This window comes from Petrotoga olearia DSM 13574 (genome assembly GCF_002895525.1).
In the GTDB taxonomy this organism is placed as follows: domain Bacteria; phylum Thermotogota; class Thermotogae; order Petrotogales; family Petrotogaceae; genus Petrotoga; species Petrotoga olearia.
In genome coordinates this window covers 224,330-240,697 of the sequence record NZ_AZRL01000022.1, presented here as the reverse complement: position 1 = coordinate 240,697, position 16,368 = coordinate 224,330, and the positions used below count along the sequence as shown (strand labels likewise).

General features: G+C 30.8%; 15 protein-coding genes and 1 tRNA gene. 8 read left to right on the top strand and 8 right to left on the bottom strand.

Annotation, left to right across the window (positions count from 1 at the left end; genetic code table 11):
* Window positions 1-29 precede the first annotated feature (29 nt).
* Both X929_RS09140 and X929_RS09135 read left to right on the top strand, forming a co-directional pair.
* Window positions 30-860 (top strand): hypothetical protein, encoded by an 831-nt coding sequence (locus X929_RS09140; protein WP_103067713.1) that lies wholly within the window; start codon window positions 30-32, stop codon window positions 858-860.
* Between the two features lie 11 nt (window positions 861-871).
* Window positions 872-2,074, top strand: coding sequence for an alkaline phosphatase (locus tag X929_RS09135; RefSeq protein WP_146255792.1), 1,203 nt, complete (start codon window positions 872-874; stop codon window positions 2,072-2,074).
* Between the two features lie 188 nt (window positions 2,075-2,262).
* Here X929_RS09135 and X929_RS09130 read toward each other — a convergent pair whose 3' ends face one another.
* The 8 genes from X929_RS09130 to thiI form a co-directional block, all read right to left on the bottom strand.
* Window positions 2,263-2,811 (bottom strand): RsmD family RNA methyltransferase, encoded by a 549-nt coding sequence (locus X929_RS09130; RefSeq protein WP_103067711.1) that lies wholly within the window; start codon window positions 2,809-2,811, stop codon window positions 2,263-2,265.
* 52 nt (window positions 2,812-2,863) lie between these two features.
* Window positions 2,864-2,939: transfer RNA gene (locus tag X929_RS09125), tRNA-Gly, on the bottom strand.
* Window positions 2,940-3,013: 74 nt separating this feature from the next.
* A complete protein-coding gene (locus tag X929_RS09120) occupies window positions 3,014-4,111 on the bottom strand; it encodes a tetratricopeptide repeat protein (protein WP_103067710.1) in 1,098 nt (365 codons plus the stop codon).
* Window positions 4,112-4,149: 38 nt separating this feature from the next.
* The gene (locus tag X929_RS09115) at window positions 4,150-6,504 is read right to left on the bottom strand and encodes a lipase family protein (protein ID WP_103067709.1); all 2,355 of its coding nucleotides are present in this window, start codon (window positions 6,502-6,504) and stop codon (window positions 4,150-4,152) included.
* Between the two features lie 68 nt (window positions 6,505-6,572).
* Entirely contained in the window at window positions 6,573-7,439 is an 867-nt protein-coding gene (locus X929_RS09110; protein ID WP_103067708.1) for a polyprenyl synthetase family protein, read from the bottom strand.
* A 26-nt stretch (window positions 7,440-7,465) separates the two neighbouring features.
* On the bottom strand, window positions 7,466-7,981 hold the full coding sequence (locus X929_RS09105) for a bifunctional nuclease family protein (RefSeq protein WP_103067707.1): 516 nt from the start codon (window positions 7,979-7,981) through the stop codon (window positions 7,466-7,468).
* 29 nt (window positions 7,982-8,010) lie between these two features.
* The gene (locus X929_RS09100; RefSeq protein WP_169925024.1) at window positions 8,011-8,787 is read right to left on the bottom strand and encodes a lysophospholipid acyltransferase family protein; all 777 of its coding nucleotides are present in this window, start codon (window positions 8,785-8,787) and stop codon (window positions 8,011-8,013) included.
* Window positions 8,788-8,830: 43 nt separating this feature from the next.
* Window positions 8,831-10,042, bottom strand: a complete 1,212-nt coding sequence (gene thiI, locus X929_RS09095) for a tRNA uracil 4-sulfurtransferase ThiI (protein WP_103067705.1) — start codon at window positions 10,040-10,042, stop codon at window positions 8,831-8,833.
* Window positions 10,043-10,482: 440 nt separating this feature from the next.
* On the opposite strand from thiI, the gene X929_RS09090 reads away from it, so the two are divergent.
* The 6 genes from X929_RS09090 (at window position 10,483) to X929_RS09065 (ending at window position 16,352) form a co-directional block, all read left to right on the top strand.
* Window positions 10,483-11,043: a TetR/AcrR family transcriptional regulator gene (locus X929_RS09090; protein ID WP_169925023.1), complete on the top strand. Its 561-nt coding sequence runs from the start codon at window positions 10,483-10,485 to the stop codon at window positions 11,041-11,043.
* A gap of 44 nt (window positions 11,044-11,087) precedes the next feature.
* On the top strand, window positions 11,088-12,533 hold the full coding sequence (locus X929_RS09085) for a radical SAM/SPASM domain-containing protein (RefSeq protein ID WP_103067703.1): 1,446 nt from the start codon (window positions 11,088-11,090) through the stop codon (window positions 12,531-12,533).
* A gap of 282 nt (window positions 12,534-12,815) precedes the next feature.
* Entirely contained in the window at window positions 12,816-13,778 is a 963-nt protein-coding gene (locus X929_RS09080) for a 1-phosphofructokinase family hexose kinase (protein WP_103067702.1), read from the top strand.
* A gap of 25 nt (window positions 13,779-13,803) precedes the next feature.
* Window positions 13,804-14,253 (top strand): CBS domain-containing protein, encoded by a 450-nt coding sequence (locus tag X929_RS09075; protein WP_245858706.1) that lies wholly within the window; start codon window positions 13,804-13,806, stop codon window positions 14,251-14,253.
* Complete coding sequence (gene mtaB, locus X929_RS09070; protein ID WP_103067700.1) at window positions 14,243-15,547, top strand: tRNA (N(6)-L-threonylcarbamoyladenosine(37)-C(2))-methylthiotransferase MtaB; 1,305 nt, start codon at window positions 14,243-14,245, stop codon at window positions 15,545-15,547. The genes X929_RS09075 and mtaB overlap by 11 nt, the downstream gene beginning before the upstream one ends.
* Window positions 15,537-16,352: an aminotransferase class IV gene (locus tag X929_RS09065; RefSeq protein WP_103067699.1), complete on the top strand. Its 816-nt coding sequence runs from the start codon at window positions 15,537-15,539 to the stop codon at window positions 16,350-16,352. Before mtaB ends, X929_RS09065 begins: the two co-directional genes overlap by 11 nt.
* The last annotated feature ends 16 nt before the right edge of the window (window positions 16,353-16,368 follow it).

Genomic DNA, 16,368 nt, shown 5'->3' with positions numbered 1-16,368 from the left:
CTTTTCTAATTGTTGAGGAAGGAATGAAGATGAACTTCTATAAGAAAAAAAGGACTTTACTCGTTATTTTTGTTTTTGTTTTATTTCTATTTTTTTTCTTTTATCCAGTAACTTTTGTTGATGAAGAAGATAACAATATTAGAATATTTTCGACGGGGTTAACAAAGGTAATTTTCTATCAAGATATAGAACACAGCTTTATAGAAAAAACTATCTTTTTTTACGCACCAATTCCTTTTGAAGAGTTTGTCTTGTTAAATGTACAAAACGGTTTTTTACCACGACAAAATGGAGAAACTTTAATTCAAAGGCAAAGTAACGATTTAACAGCAATGGTTTATTTCAAAAATAAAAATACTCTGTATAACTATGATAATTTTTTTTATAACAAAAAATGGTTGGAAAATTGGATTGTTGAATCTAAAGATTTTTTAGAAAATATTTCAGAAATCGATGAACCTATGTATATTCTTTATATGGATCAAGGTAGGTCTTTTCAAGTTTTGCCCAGTATTTATGTTGTTAATTCTGTCAAGGATTTAATTCATGAGTTATCTCATTATTTTTTCGGTTACAAGGTAAAAACTTCCTCGAATGATACTTGGCACGAAATCCTAGCAGAAACTAATTCATTATTGTTTCTTAGAGAAGTTTCTCCAGAGAAGTATTTTGAAGAAACTGAACTAAAAAAAGCAGGTTTTTATGATGAACCTTATGGAGAGAAAGTAATATCTTTCATGGAAAGATTGAACTTCGACAAAGAAAAGATATTTGGTTTAGAAAGATATATTTTAAATAATTTTGATAAATTAGATGATAAGGGGTTTGAAGATTTAGTTGAAACAAAAATTAAACATTGAAGGTGTTAGAAGTGAAAAAAATTTTGTTGGTTTTTCTCATTACCCTTTTAATTTATCTTTCTTTTTCATTTGACTATGTTTTCTTGTTTGTAGCAGATGGAATGGGGATACCACATATGCAGTTATCTAATATGTACAAACAATATTTATACACAGATCACCTGCACATGCTAGAACTCCCTTACTATGGAATGGTTGAAACTTCATCGATGAATGGTGTAACGGATTCAGCAGCAGCCATAACAGCAATTTTATCAAAAGAAAAAACCTACAACGATAGAATAAACATTGGCCCTGATGATGAAAGAATACTTCCCATTACTTATGAACTAAAAAAGAGAGGGTACAAAATTGGTGTCATAACAACTAACACCATTATCGATGGCACCCCTGCAGGAGCTTATGGTTTCGTTGAAAATAGAAGAGATTACCAAAAAATAACGCAAGATCTTTTAGAAAGCAATTTTGATCTTTTCATAGGGGGAGGAAAAGCTTATTTTAAGGATAGAAATACAAGGGAATACGGATACTTGTACACAGAGAAACTTAATGAAATTTCACCTCTTGATAATGAGATTATTATGTTGTATTATGGGAATTTTCCCTTTTTAACAGATGATCCAAAAAGAGTTACGTTAGAAGAAACTTTAAATTATGCATTAAGTAAATTTGATGGTTCTCCTTTTTTTATTTTGATAGAAGGGGGAAGAATTGATCATGCCGCACACGCACATGATACTTATTCATTGATAAACGAAATATTAGATTTTGACCACGCCGTGAAAGTTGCAATTGATTTTTATAAACGATATCCTCAAGAAACTTTGATCATAGTGACTGCGGATCATTCAACCGGAGGTTTAAGTTTAGGAGATGGATTTTTAGCATTGAATAAACTTCAGCGCAGTGAGTATTCGTATGAAAAGCTAATAAGTACATTTAAACAATCTAATAACTATGAAGAGTTTCAAGAAAAATTAGGTGTGACGTTCGATTTAGAAAAAGAGTTTTATGATATCAAGAATTCAGGAGAAAATGTAACTCATCAGTCGACTGTGATCAAAACTTTTTATGAAACCTTAAACGATGCTGTGGGTATAAATTGGGGTACTTTTGGACATACATTAGATTATGTACCTCTTTTTTCAAACGTTCCTTTTAATAAAAATATAATATCAAATAATGAAATTTTTTCTATTTTTGAGATTTATTGACTTAAATGGAGTTAAATGACTTTAATCGTCATTAATTGAAAGTAATTGCCTATAATTGAATTTTGAGAAAAAAATTTCATGATGTATAATACATTTACAGAGCACTTTTGTAGGTTACCCTCCCTCCTGGAGTGTTCTGTCCCCGGAAGAATTCATTTCCAAATTAGGGCCTTATTAAGGCCCTTTTTTTATGGTTTAAAACAGATTAGAATTTCAATATCACCGTAATCTCTTACTTCTTCTATAATTATATTTTTTGGCATATAATCGGATTTTTCATCCTTATATTTTTCAATAATAATATAACCGCCGTTTCTAATTAAAAATGCATTAGAATCTATGAATTTTAGAAATTCTTGAACATAACGATTATTAAATGGAGGATCAGCGAATATGTAGTCAAACTGTTCACCTGAAAGTTTTGTAATGGATTTTCTAAAATCCGATTTTATAACCTTTATATTGTCTAATATTCCTAAAGATTTAGCGTTTTTTAAAATTGATCTCACCGCTTTTGATGAAATATCTACCATTGTGGAGCTTTTTGCTCCATTACTTATAACTTCGAAACTCATTATTCCGCTTCCTGCAAAAAATTCTAAAAAGTTAGCGCCTGAAAAATCAAAAATACTCATCAGAGCCCTTCTTAAAGTAGCAGGGGTATATCTTGTCCTAGGATCATCAACCGTATCTATGTTAATATTCTTAAATTTTCCACTTTCAATCTTCAAAGCCATTTTTACACCTCATACAAACAAAGAAGGAGCTTCATTCAGCCCCTTCAGCTTTTGGAGCGGATGACGGGACTCGAACCCGCGACTCCCAGCTTGGGAAGCTGGAGCTCTACCAACTGAGCCACATCCGCATTCGCTATTTGTTACTTTGAATCTAATATATTATATCAATAATTATATAGAAAATCAATATTTCATATTTTAATTATATTTTGTCCTTGTTAACATCATAAAATAATTTATGAAAGAACTTTTGTAAACTATTTTGAGAAAGTTTTTTTGTATCTAGTTCCTTAGTTATATCAAAAAGATCATTATTTAGTTCATCTTCAAATAATAATTCTTTTTCTTCTTTTTCCATTATCAAAGAATAGTTATTTCTTATCTCTGTATCAGGTTTTATAACATTTTCCAAATGTGAATATTCTTCTCGGTGTTTTTCTTTGCTTTCTTCTTCAAAAGTGCCTGGTTCTTGAATGTTGCTTTTTTCATCATTACCTTCTAACTCATTTAGAATTTCTTCAATCTCTTCAAGGTTTGATTCTTTTAAGATATCGTCTATATCTTTATCAAGTTTGTTTTCAAGCTCTTCTATCTCATTTAATTTTCCATCTTTGTGGGCTTTCGCTATATTGTTTTCTTCTGACAAAATGTCTTCATTCGAAGTTATCCCTATAAGTTTTTTCAAAGGGGATGATACCTTCCAAACTTTTTTTATGTGTGGTTCATCAAATTGATCTATTGTTTTGTATTTGATCCCTTGGGTTTCAACTTTGCTTATATTGGTCAGAGTTTCCGTTTCATTTAACACATTTTCCTTTTTTTCAAAAGAGACATGTCTGCGGACCAAAAAAATAGTAAAAAATGAGGCGGCTAAAGAAATTACAAATATTATTAGCATTACGATAAAAAAAGTGAAATAGTTAAAGCTTTGCTGTTCTTCTTCGAATGGTTGAGCGTTATTAATTTTTAGATTTGGAGAATTTAAAGAGTAGAAATCATCTGATTCTGGTGGTAAAGATTCAATAACATTTAAAGCTTCATCTACAAGAGGAATACCTTTAAATGGCTGCAAATATATTTTAGCTGTAGTATAATCGTTGTTGTGGAATGCAGATAATCCTAAATACATTTTTATTTCAGGTATTTCACTTTCTAATCTAGGTGATAATTGCAAGGTCTGCTCAAAAAAATTTTGAGCTAAATCATATTGGGCATTTCTATAGTATTTTAGGCCATTCATATAGTATTCGTAAGCAATACCATAATTATCGGAGAATATTAACATTATTTGAAGAAGCATGATTAAAAGAGTAAGAGCTTTCTTAATGTTGACTCACCTCACAAGGAAAATGTTATTATTTCAATTCGGTTATTTTTAGTAATCATCCATCCTTTGCTTCTTTTATCTATAAGGACATCGATTATGTGAGTTTTAGATCTCTGAAAAAAGCCAGGGAAAATAGCTTCTTTTAAAAGTAGGTAGCTCACATGATCTTTTCCAAATACAAATAATTTATCATTAAATATTTGTAATTTTAGTCTTCCTATATTCCCGTCTTCTATAAGTTGTAATCCATTTTTTGAACTATCCCAAAGGACCAACTTATAATTTGAAAATAAAATAAAGTAGTTATTGTTATATAATGCAAAATCCGTAATCTCTCCTAACTGAGTTTTTAAAACATTTTGAATGGTAGAATCATTTATTAATTCTACGATATCATTGTTTTGTAGTTTTGTTAGTTTATCTTCAAAAATAACGTATACTTCACCATTTATTACTTTTAATGATATAAAATTACTAACTTCATTTATCAAAGAATCGTTGAGATAGACTTTACAATTGTTTGGTTCATATTCCACGCTTAAAAAACCAATATTTGGTAAATAGTAAATTTCGGTACCTTTAGAAGGCATTTTTGTATTAATTTTATCAATTTTACTGTTTTCATTCAAAACGTATACGCCATTGACGGTAGATATATAATATTGATTGTTAAATACTATTCCGCCCATAATTTTGTCGGAAAATATTTTTTCTAGATTTTTGTTGTAAATAGCATTAGGACTTTTAAAGTAGATGTTTTCTCCTATTTCAATAATGCTCATTATATCTTCATCTATTTCTCCTTGCTTAGTTGGATTAAGTAAGATTGTACTTTCTTTATACTGTGATGGAAGGGTAAAAGTGGAAACAATACTGGGGTAGGTATTTTTACTTTGGACGGCAGAGTCGTTTTTCTCTTCTGCTTCGTATGTGTATTCGACAAAATTATCATCTTTAAAAGGCTCCACTGAATATGAGGGTACAGATTCATCTAAAAAATTAACTATCGTATTCAGAACATCAGCGTCATTATAAATTTCATAAAAGCTTTTTTTAGAATAGTAAGTTTTTTCAATCCCTTCTAAGTTGGCACTGTCAACAGTTACTATTCCATCCCCCTCTCCTTGAACAAATTCTGGATACAGTCTGGATATATATTTGTCCGATAAATTTTCCTCAATTGCTGGATTAGTACCAATTATTGCTAAGTATCTGATGTCATTTCTTATGCCAAAAGAGTTCAATTTATTCAAAAACCGAGAGTTGGGAATAAGGTCTTCATAATATGAATTAATTTGATCTAGGTAAGAAGTAATTTGCGAGGTAATTTTTAATATGGTACTATCCTCAACATTAAACAATTGAGATAATATCTCTGTGTTTTTTCCAAAAAGCAAATTGAAAAAAAGGGGGTTGGCAAGATTGCTTCCTTTATTTGGAGTAGAAATGAGTACTAAATTTTCAACGTTTTGAATTGTTTGATTAGACTCTAAGGCATATCGAGCAATTAATCCCCCAACTCCTTGTGCAATGATATCAAATTTTTTATTGGGAAACCTAGAAAGTTCTTGAGCAAGTCTCCTTCCTTCAAATTCGATATAACTATTAATCCCCGTTCTTTCAACAAAACCCAAAAAAGAATCGTTATAAATTTTGCTTCTAGTAGATATCAATGGATAATTGTAACTCCAGATGGTTCTATTTGGGAAAAAAGAGGACCAAAAAGATTGTGGATAGCCATTTTTAGGTACATTCATTACCTTTCCAAGGAAGTTGAGATCGGTTCCAGGAATTAAAATAATATCAGGTTCAAGAGTTGGTGGTGCTTCTTTTATAACCTTGAGTCCACCGGATGATTCTTCTGGAGATTCTATGACTAGACCTATATAATTTACTTTAGTTATTTGGAATGTCTGTGCTTCTATGTAATACTCATTCTCAACTTTTACTATTTTCCCCCCATTGAATTCTGAAACAATAGGAGGATCTTCGCGTGTAATGTAAGCCAAGGCGAAATTCACGAAGTTATCTCCGAAGTAATTATCTTTTGGAATCCTATATCTTACAGTAACTGGTAAAATAGAAGATTCATTACTTTCATCTTGGAAAGTTATTTTATATATGTCACCATAAAAATTTTTATATTTGATCAATTCTTGATATTCTGAAGTACTTCTATCTACAAGTTGAATTTCAACGTTTTTCCTTGAAGAAAAAGCAAAATTAGGTATAATTATTTGAATATTTGTATAAGAAGGCATTCTTTCTTTTGGAGGGGAAAAGAAGTTTTTAAAAATGAGAAAAAAAATCAGTATCCCAATAGAAATAACAACAATAAACAAAAGAATTTTGTATTTTTTTTCCATATATTTAATTTTATTTAAAAAATTAAAGGGTTTAAATTGAATAACTAATTCAACTCCTTTTGAGATTGTTATCGGGTTTCTACAGTTTTTCTAACTTCCTTCAAAATTTGAGAGAGTTCTTTTAGGTTGATTTCTTCTAATTCTTGTAAAACATTTCTATAGATATTATCGGCAATTATTTGTGTTTCTTGATAGTTATAAAAACTTAAAAGAGTTTTTTTGTTTATATCTTTATTGGTTTCTTTTCCAATTTCTTCTTCGGTAGTAAATAAATCTTTTAAATCATCGAAAATTTGGAAAGAAACACCGAAATTAGTTCCTATTGTATTCATTTTTTTAGCTAGCTGTACTTCCCCTGTTAATAAAAAAGGAGATGCAAAACAAAATCCAAAGACCGCCCCCGTTTTCTTTGAATACATCTCAAGAATTTCTTTTTCACTCACATCTCTAACTTCTTTTTCAAAGATTAAGTCTTCCATTTCTCCTTGGAATAATTTTAAAATGGTTTTTATAAAATAATCCATTAAAAGAAGTTTATTTCTGTCGTTTATATTATCTAAATTAGCAATAATCTGTAGTGGGAGAGTGAATCCATAATCTCCCGCTAGTATAGCTCTATATTCTCCAAACTTTAAATGGTTTGCGAGTCCTCCCCTTCTTAACTTTGCGTTGTCTAAAGCAGGTAGATCATCATGTATTAGTGATGAGGAGTGTAAAATTTCGACAGCTATTGAAATGTCCAATAAATTCTTTTTATTTACAGAAACGATTTGTCCAAAGTTATATATAATCCATGGCCTTAGTCTCTTGCCTCCGCTTTCTATGTAATAAAACAACGGGTCTTTTAAATGGTTTTCCAGGTCTAAATTTTCAAAAAAATCCATTATCTTCTTGTCAAAGATATTTTTAAACTCAGATAATTTTAGAAATTCCATTGATCCACCTCGTACTAATAAATAAATTATTCGTCATCTTGATCTTTTTTATTTTTATTTTCAAACTTCCTTCTTAGCTCGTCTATATCGAAGTTTTCAATATCTTGTCTGAATTCGGTTTCTTGTTCTGTGGCTATAAAAGAAGCTTCAATACCATGTTCGGATACTATTTCTTCTTCTATGTAAATAGGTAGGTTGTATTTTAACGATAAAATGATGCAATCAGAAGGTCTTGCATCGATATAGATCTCCTTAGAATCACTATCTTTCAGGACTAATTTGGCATAATAAATATCCTCCTTGAATTCATCAATTTCTATCTTAACAGCTTTAGCATTAAGTTGTTCTATGGTATTTCCAATGAGATCGTGGGTTAAAGGCCTTTCAAAATCTTCGTTTCTCAATATTAAAGCCAAGATTCCAGCTTCACAAGGCCCTATCCATATTGGTACAACAACGTTTGTATCTTCTACCTTTAAAAAGACTATGGGTGAATTTGATATTTTATCTATCCCCATGGTAACATTACTTACTTTTTTCATGGTTTAAAACCTCCTTTAGGAAACTGAAATTACGATCTGGTCTCTTTCAACGCCAGTTGAGGTTCACTTGTAACCTTTTCACCGATAATACTTTTGAGACATTCCCTTAATTCTCCTTCACTAGCAAAGTGTTTTGGTTCAACTGGTTCGTGTATGAATAAATTAATATTCGAAGGTTTGATAAATAGACTCCCTTTTTTACTCATATTTATAGTTCCATCTATTGTGATGGGTAATATTTTTATATTATACCTAAAAGGTATTAAAAGAGTTCCTTTTTTAAATTCACCAACTTGACCATCTAAACTTCTTGTACCTTCCGGAAAAATGGTGATTATTTCTCCTGATTGGGATAATTTTGCAAATTTCTTAAGAGCTATGGCGCCGCTTTTTACATTACTTCTATCTATTAAGATAGAGCCAAGTCTTTTGATAAAACTTCCTAATATAGGAATCATAGAAAGTTCCTTTTTGGCTATAAAAGCTGTTGGATAAATATAACCTAAAATTAAAGGAATATCGAATATGCTTTGATGATTCGCTACTATTACATAAGGACCTTCTTGTGGTATATTTTTTTCGCCATAAACTGAAATCTTACTATTTAAAAATTTAAAAGTAACCTTCCCAAACCAAGATACAACTGTTCTAATATATTCTTGAGAGGCTTTAGCCCCTTTCCGTTTTTCCAAAATATTTGCTTTTATCAATACATAACTTCCATATACAATAACAACACCAAAAAATCCGATAATTAACCATATTGTGAAGAGAACTGCCTTTATTGTTTCTAATACCTTTTTCATCGAATGTCCTCCTTTTTGTCCCTTTTCTCTAATATACGTAAGACTATGATTCAAAGTGATCAATTTCTGAGACTTTTCTATCTTCAATCTTGTATTTTTTTGTTTCATCTAAAGCTTCTTTTTCTAATTCTCTTAAATGTGGTAAAGAATTTTCAATTGATTTTATGTGATTTATATCTGATTTAGTGGCAGGTTTAGGGGGGATAAATACGCTACAGGAGTCTTCGTATGGTAAAATAGATGTTTCATACATTCCAAATTTTTGGGATAATTTAATGGTTTCGTTTTTTGTGTAACCTATAAGTGGTCTTAAAACGACTTTTTGGCTGGAGTCAGAAATTGTTAGTAGATTTTCTAGGGTTTGTGAGGCTACTTGTCCTAAACTTTCGCCACTAACCAAAACATGTGTGTTTGTAATATCAGAAATTTTATTGGTAATCCTCATCATAGATCTTCTTTGTAGGACAACCGAATATTTGTTTTCTTTTATCTCTTTGAAATGGAGTTGGATCTTCGTTAAGGGTACCACATATAAATAAAAGGGGAAAGAAGTATATTCAGACACTATAGAACCAATTTTCAAAATTTTACTTAAAGATTTAGGACCGGTAAATGGGGGACTATAAAAGTTCACAGCATTTAGTAACATTCCCCGTCGCATCATTAAAAGAGTTGCCACTGGACTATCAATTCCCCCTGACAACAAAGCTGTACCTCTTGAAGATGTACCAACGGGCAGACCACCGGGCCCTTCTAAGCGACTGCTGAATATAAAAGTCCCTTCTGTCCTAATATCTATTTCTACATTAAGCTCCGGGTTATTTAAGTCAACTTTAAGTTGAGGAAAATAGTTCAACGTAAATTCACCTATCATCCCTGCGAATTCTTGACTGTTATAAGGAAAAGATTTATCGGCTCTATTGACACTTATTTTAAAAGTTTTATAATCGTTGTTTTTTTCAAGATATTTTTTAACTACCTCATACACCTTGTTTTTAATTAAATCGATATCTAAATCGGTTTTTTCAGCAATCGAAAACGAGTGTATCCCAAAAATCTTTTTCAGAATATCAGTATCTTTTTCGGTTATCTCCCTATTGCCTTGAGGAATTAAATATATCCTGTTGTTGAAAATCTTGACAATGTCGTGCTCCGAAATTTTGTTTTGAATGTTGTTTTTAAGTTGATTCATAAAAAACATTTTGTTTTTATTTTTTAGACCGATTTCGTCGACTCTAATAACTACAACTTGCATTTTATTCCACCTTTATAATTTATATAAATTTTTTGTACACATAAATTATAACATAATAGAGATTTTAGAACTATATTTTTTCAAATAGACCGGGTAAAAATAAGTCTTAAGTGCATAAAAGATAACAAAGGTTAGTTTTATTATCTTTTCTTTTTAAAATACTGAAAGGAGAAATGAGAAAAACAGAAAAGAGGAAAAGAAAGTAAAACTTTCAACCAAAATATGTAATTAGAATGTCTTTTCTGAAAATATTAAGTTAAAAGAATACGATTTTGATTCTGATTAATATTTTTGCTATCTATTAACTATAAATACAGAATTATAACTGATTATAAATCGTACGATAAGAAATATGACAAATTTAGTCATATTTGAATTATTTTTCACAATAGTTTATAATTTAAATGACTGACCAGTCAGTCAGGAAAGAGGTGATCCAAATGAACACAGGGGTAAAGGTTTTGGATAAACAAGAACGCAAAAAATACATAGCAGAAAAAACATTAGATTTAATAAGCGAAAAAGGTTTGACAAATATAACGATGGAAGATGTTGCCTTTTCGTGTAATCTGTCTAAAGGTTCTATATATAACTATTTCAAAAATAAAAATGCACTAATTGTTTCTGCTTTTAGTGCGCTGTTGGAAAAAGTCCAAAAACTTTTTGAAGAAAACGAATCCGTGCTTTTTCAGGATTGTGCGGAAGCAAGTGCTGATTTTTATGCAAATCTTTATTCAGAAATTTTAAATACTTTTCCTTCAAAAGAATTAATGCGATTGTTTGAAATTTTAATGAATTCTACACATGATCAAAGTATGATGAAAATTTTAACTCAAACATTCAAAGAAAATTACGGAAAGATCCTTGGTAAATTTGAAAAGTTATTTAATTCGAAAACTAAAGCATTTATGTTACAAGCAATGTTTGACGGTTTAGTTATATACAGAGCCGTAGGGATAGAATTTTCTAATGATGAAATAAAGGAAAATTTTAAAAAATGATTTTGAGTTTTACAGAAGATAACAAAAATTAGGAGGTGTCCGGTATGGCAGTTGTGGACTCAATGAAAAATATGTTACTTAAACAAAGTTCTAAATTAATAACCGGCGTCGTAAGAAACTCTGATGTAGATCAACTGGGGAAATTGTTATGGACTTTATCGAAATTCTCTAAGGAACCTGCGAAAAGTGGACTTAGAAAATTAGCTACGGGGGCGGAAAATCATGATCCAATGCTCGTGAACTGGGCTAATTTGTTTAAGAAATCTAATCCCAAAGTTGTTGAAAAAATAATAAACAATCTAATCATTAACGAATTTGCCATTGGTGAAAAAACAAGACAGGAAAAGATGCATGAGCATGGAATCGTTCTTCCAAAATTAGCTGTACTTTCTCCAACATATGCATGTAACCTCAGATGTGTAGGCTGTTATGCTGCTATGTATGGACACAAGTACATGCTTTCCAAAGAGGAAATTTTTGATGTAATTCGACAATTTAACGATTTGGGTATCTATTTCTTCATTATAACAGGTGGAGAGCCATTTGTATATCCTTATCTATTTGATGTATTAGAAGAGTTCAACGATTCTTATTTTTTGCTTTATACGAATGGGACCTTGATTAATGAAGAAAACGCTAAAAAGTTGGCAGAATTAGGTAATGCTACATTGGCTATCTCAGTGGAAGGGTATGAAGCCGATACCGATTGGAGAAGAGGTAAAGGTGTTTTTGAAAAAATTCAGAATGCTTGGAAGCTCTTGAGTGAGAATGGTGTTATATATGGAGCCTCCGTCACGGCAACGAGAAAGAATCACGATGCAATAATGAACGACGATTTTTGGGAGTACTTAAAAGAAAACAATGTGAGTTACGCGTGGGTTTTTCAATTTATGCCTGTAGGAGCGGATGCGTCAATGGATTTGGTACCTACTCCTGAACAAAGGTACGAAAGATTCTACAAATTGGAAGAGTTAAGATTAAGTGGAAAGTTTGCTTTTGTTGCTGATTTTTGGAATCATGGTTTTTTAACCAACGGTTGTTTGGCAGCGGGATCTAAGTATTTACACATCAACGCAAAAGGTTATGCTGAACCTTGTGTCTTCCAACAGTTTGCTGTAGATAATATAAGGGAAAAGAGAATTTTAGATATATTAAAATCGCCGTTTTTTGAGGCTTATAAGAGAACTATTCCTTATTCCAATAATTTGTTTAGACCATGCCCTATAATAGATAATCCTAAGGTATTTAGAGCAATGGTAAAAAAGTTCAACGCTATTCCACAGCATCCCGGTAGTGAGCGGACTGTTAATGAATTGGCTCCTGAATTAGACCAACTTGCCGATGAATGGAAAAAATATGCCGATAAACTTTGGTACGAAGAAGGTTATGCTGAAAAATATCCTTCAAAAAGAGGTGTATATAACTACAAAGTAAGGATGAGAAGATATTCAGAAAATGAAGAAAAATTAGCCTTGGATAAAAAAGCATAATAATAGTTCTTTTATAATAGTATTATCTTTTTAAAATAACGGGTATTTTGTACCCGTTATTTTAATTTTTCAGTTAATAATACTTAGGTTTGATATGATATAATATAATGACAGTAATTATTTGAACAAGAAAATAGAAGATTTTCAAAAATAATATTTTGCTTTTTAAAAGGTAACAGGCTAGAATCCTTTCTTTGAAGGTAAGTTAGCGAGTAAAGTGACGCTAAAGGGAGTTTCAAAGTTTACAACGATAGTAAAAAATAATGTATTAGGAGGAAATTAATGGAGTACGATTTTTTATCTGTTACTTTAAATCCTTCGCTGGATAGAGAAGTTATTATTGAAAATTTTGAAGTAGGGAATATGTATAGAGTTGAAAATTCTTCAAATTCAAAAATGGAGCCTGGAGGCAAAGGGATTAATGTTTCTATAATGCTATCTAATTTGCAAATAAAGTCCATAGCAGGCGGTTTTTTGGGGGGGCACATAGGTAATGTTATTCAGAGCAAACTTTCGTCGTATGATAATATAACAATGAATTTTGTTTATTCAGAAGAAGAAAGCAGAGAAAACATTGAAATAATAGATCCCTTAAAAGAAGTAATAACATTGATAAACAGTAAAGGTCCCTTAATTAAGGATAAAGATTATGATCATTTTTTAAGGAGATATAAAAATTCTCTTTCGCTAGTGGAACATGTGGTTGTTTCAGGGAGCGTTCCGCCAGGATTGAAAAATAGTGTTTATTCCGATCTGATATTGGAAGCTAAGAAAAGAGGAAAAACTACGTATATGGAGTCAATTGGACCTTGTTTTGAAGAAGCTATTTTAAATAATTGCCCTACCGTTGTGAGACCAGATTTTAGAAGAAAAACAGAAATTTTCGGAAAAGCTTTGGAAAGTATAGATGATTTTATTGATGTATCAAAAAAAATCATAGAAAATGGTGCAAGGTTGGTTGTAATGAGTTATCAGATTTTTGGTGATGTAATAACGACTAATGAGGGTGTCTGGCTTTTTAATCCAGAAGAAAGAATCGAAAAGTCACATCTTTTTGGAGCAGGGGATGCATTTATGTCTGGAATATTGTACTACATAATAAATTATAATTTCAATTATTTTGAAGCTGCCAAATTTGGCATGGCGAGTGCCATTTCCAAAACGGATTATATAGAAAAAAAGATAGGAACTTTAGAAGATATAAAAAGAAGTTTAAATAGGTTTTCCATTGAAAGATTAGAATAACAAAGAGGTGTTTACCTTGAAAGCCATGGAAATAATGGAGAAAGATCTTACTTCTTTGATGGAGGATGAGAGTGTAGAACGTTTTATTACTGTATGTCAAAGACATAATTTGTCCGCACTTCCTATAGTTGCAAGTAATTTTAGGTTGGTTGGATATTTAAGTGAAACCGATATAATTGATGCATCTCTTCCAGGGTATTTAAAACTTATGGAAACTACTTCTTTTATACCTGATAGTCATCAATTTTTTAATGGATTAAAAAAAATATTGGATCGTCCAGTATCCGATTTTATGAAAAAAAGGCCGTTTAAGGTTTATTTTGATGATACGGTTTTACATGTGTCAGATGTGATTATAAAAAACAAGTTAAAGGTTTTGCCCGTTGTCGATGATGAAGAAAGATTGGTGGGGGTTATTAGAAGAATAGGGCTCCTTAGCAAAACATTAAGCGGTGAAATAGAATATGAATCGTAAAGTTTCTTTTATTACTTTTGGATGTAAAATGAATCAGGCTGAAAGTCAGGCGCTGGCTGAGAAATTATCTCCTTATTATGATGTTGTATTTGAAGAAAAAATGGGAGAAAGTGATATTTATATTTTAAATACTTGTGGTGTTACTTCAGAGGCTGAGAGGAAAGTACGGCAAACAATTAGAAGATTAAAAAGATTAAATGAAAATTCAAAAATTATAGCTACCGGTTGCTATTCAGTTTCTGATCCCGAAGAATTAAAAAAATCAGGCGCAGATTTGGTTTTAGGTAATTTAGAAAAAAAGCAAATAGACGGATTATTGGATGAAGAAGGCATATATTCAGATAAATACTTTTGGTATCATAATGAAAAATATGACATATTAGTTCCTGATGAACCGTACGGTAACCGAACAAGGGCCTTTTTACCTATTGAGGAAGGATGTATTAACTCCTGTACCTTCTGTAAAATAAAATTTTTGAGAGGATTAAAAATAGTAAGTTTACAAAAAAAAGACGTTATAAAAAGTATAGAAAAATTCATAGAAAAAGGTTATAAAGAAATAGTATTAACCGGAACAAATTTAGGATATTACGGCTTGGACAATTCTGAAACATTAGAAGAACTGTTAAATCAAATTGGAAAGAGTTTTGCCGATAAAGAAGTTAGAATAAGGATAACATCCTTATATCCTGAAATAATAACCGATAATTTGTCTGCTATATTGAACACTTATCCAATATTTGAGAGGCACATACATCTTTCAATTCAACATTTTTCAGATAAAATTTTAGAATCAATGAATAGAAAGTATAATAGAAAAATGATTTATAAAGCCATCGAAAACTTAAGAAAGTACGATTCAAATTTTTCTATTACTTGTGATCTCATAGTTGGGTTTCCCGGTGAAAATGAGGAAGATTTACGTATCATGTTTGATTCAATTGAAGAACTTAGGCTTTTAAAAGTTCATAGTTTTAGGTATTCACCACGTGAAGGAACAGTAGCTGCTAGGATGAAAAATCAGGTACCAGGAAAAGAAAAAAAGGAAAGACTTTCACAACTGAATAAAATTGCTGATCTCTCAAGAAAAAATTATCTGAAGAGTATGATGGGGGCTAAAGTTAATGTATTGGCAGAAAGCCATTTAAAAGATGTTTTTTTTGGATATGATGAATATTATATCCCACATTATATTCAATTTCATGATATAAAAATTGAAAAAGGTCAGTTTTTGCAGACTGAAATATCTTCTTTGTCTAAAGAAAATAAAGGGGTGGTATCAAATGTTTTATAATGGTAAAGAGTGGGTAGAATTTCCATTGGTTAGCGGTGATGATGAAGGTTTTGTAAATGGTTATTCAATTTATGATGTACTTAGAACTTATTCAGGCATTCCCTACAATTTAAAAAGGCATTATGACAGGTTAAAACGTTCTGCTGATTTTATGTCACTTGAAATACCACCTCTGGAAAAGATAAAAATAATTTTAAATCAAGCAAAAAAGATTCATAATTATGAGGAATTCAGATTTAAAATATATGTAACTCCTTTCACTTCGAAATATAAAACATTTTATTGCTTTGTTGAAGAGTTAAAAGAGGATGTGGATCTGATTGAAGAAGGAGTGGTAGTAAATATAGCTAGAGAAAGGAAACCTTCATCTCCTATTATTCCTTATTATGTAAAAACACCTTTAAATGGGTCAATCAAATATGTGCATAAAAAATATGATTATTATTATGATTCTATTGTTTTGAATGAATACGGTAATGTTACCGAAGGTACATATTCTAATATTTTTTACGTCAGCGGAGGTATGTTGTTGACACCTCATATTTCATCGGGAATATTGCCAGGTATAACCAGAGAAGATGTTCTTGAATTGGCAAATGATTTATCTTTAGAAGTTGAAGAGAAAGCAAATGTTCAAGTTTGGGAACTTTTATCTGCCGAGGAAGTGTTTCTTACCCACACTTCAAGAGGAGTAGTACCAGTTAGAAGAATTTTTCCCGATTTTACTTTTACTGTACCTGGTGTGGTAACAGAAGCTATTCTTGATAATTGGAAAGATTTCATAACAGAAAAAATAGAAGATTGAGAGAAAAAGCTTATTA

What these genes read in the sequence shown, in the direction of transcription:
- X929_RS09140 (WP_103067713.1), top strand. Translation starts at nt 30, where the DNA reads ATGAACTTCTATAAGAAAAAAAGGACTTTACTCGTTATTTTTGTTTTT.
- X929_RS09130 (WP_103067711.1), bottom strand. Translation starts at nt 2,811, where the DNA reads ATGGCTTTGAAGATTGAAAGTGGAAAATTTAAGAATATTAACATAGAT.
- X929_RS09120 (WP_103067710.1), bottom strand. Translation starts at nt 4,111, where the DNA reads ATGCTTCTTCAAATAATGTTAATATTCTCCGATAATTATGGTATTGCT.
- X929_RS09115 (WP_103067709.1), bottom strand. Translation starts at nt 6,504, where the DNA reads ATGGAAAAAAAATACAAAATTCTTTTGTTTATTGTTGTTATTTCTATT.
- X929_RS09110 (WP_103067708.1), bottom strand. Translation starts at nt 7,439, where the DNA reads ATGGAATTTCTAAAATTATCTGAGTTTAAAAATATCTTTGACAAGAAG.
- X929_RS09105 (WP_103067707.1), bottom strand. Translation starts at nt 7,981, where the DNA reads ATGAAAAAAGTAAGTAATGTTACCATGGGGATAGATAAAATATCAAAT.
- X929_RS09100 (WP_169925024.1), bottom strand. Translation starts at nt 8,787, where the DNA reads ATGAAAAAGGTATTAGAAACAATAAAGGCAGTTCTCTTCACAATATGG.
- thiI (WP_103067705.1), bottom strand. Translation starts at nt 10,042, where the DNA reads ATGCAAGTTGTAGTTATTAGAGTCGACGAAATCGGTCTAAAAAATAAA.
- X929_RS09090 (WP_169925023.1), top strand. Translation starts at nt 10,483, where the DNA reads ATGAACACAGGGGTAAAGGTTTTGGATAAACAAGAACGCAAAAAATAC.
- X929_RS09085 (WP_103067703.1), top strand. Translation starts at nt 11,088, where the DNA reads ATGGCAGTTGTGGACTCAATGAAAAATATGTTACTTAAACAAAGTTCT.
- X929_RS09080 (WP_103067702.1), top strand. Translation starts at nt 12,816, where the DNA reads ATGGAGTACGATTTTTTATCTGTTACTTTAAATCCTTCGCTGGATAGA.
- X929_RS09075 (WP_245858706.1), top strand. Translation starts at nt 13,804, where the DNA reads ATGGAAATAATGGAGAAAGATCTTACTTCTTTGATGGAGGATGAGAGT.
- mtaB (WP_103067700.1), top strand. Translation starts at nt 14,243, where the DNA reads ATGAATCGTAAAGTTTCTTTTATTACTTTTGGATGTAAAATGAATCAG.
- X929_RS09065 (WP_103067699.1), top strand. Translation starts at nt 15,537, where the DNA reads ATGTTTTATAATGGTAAAGAGTGGGTAGAATTTCCATTGGTTAGCGGT.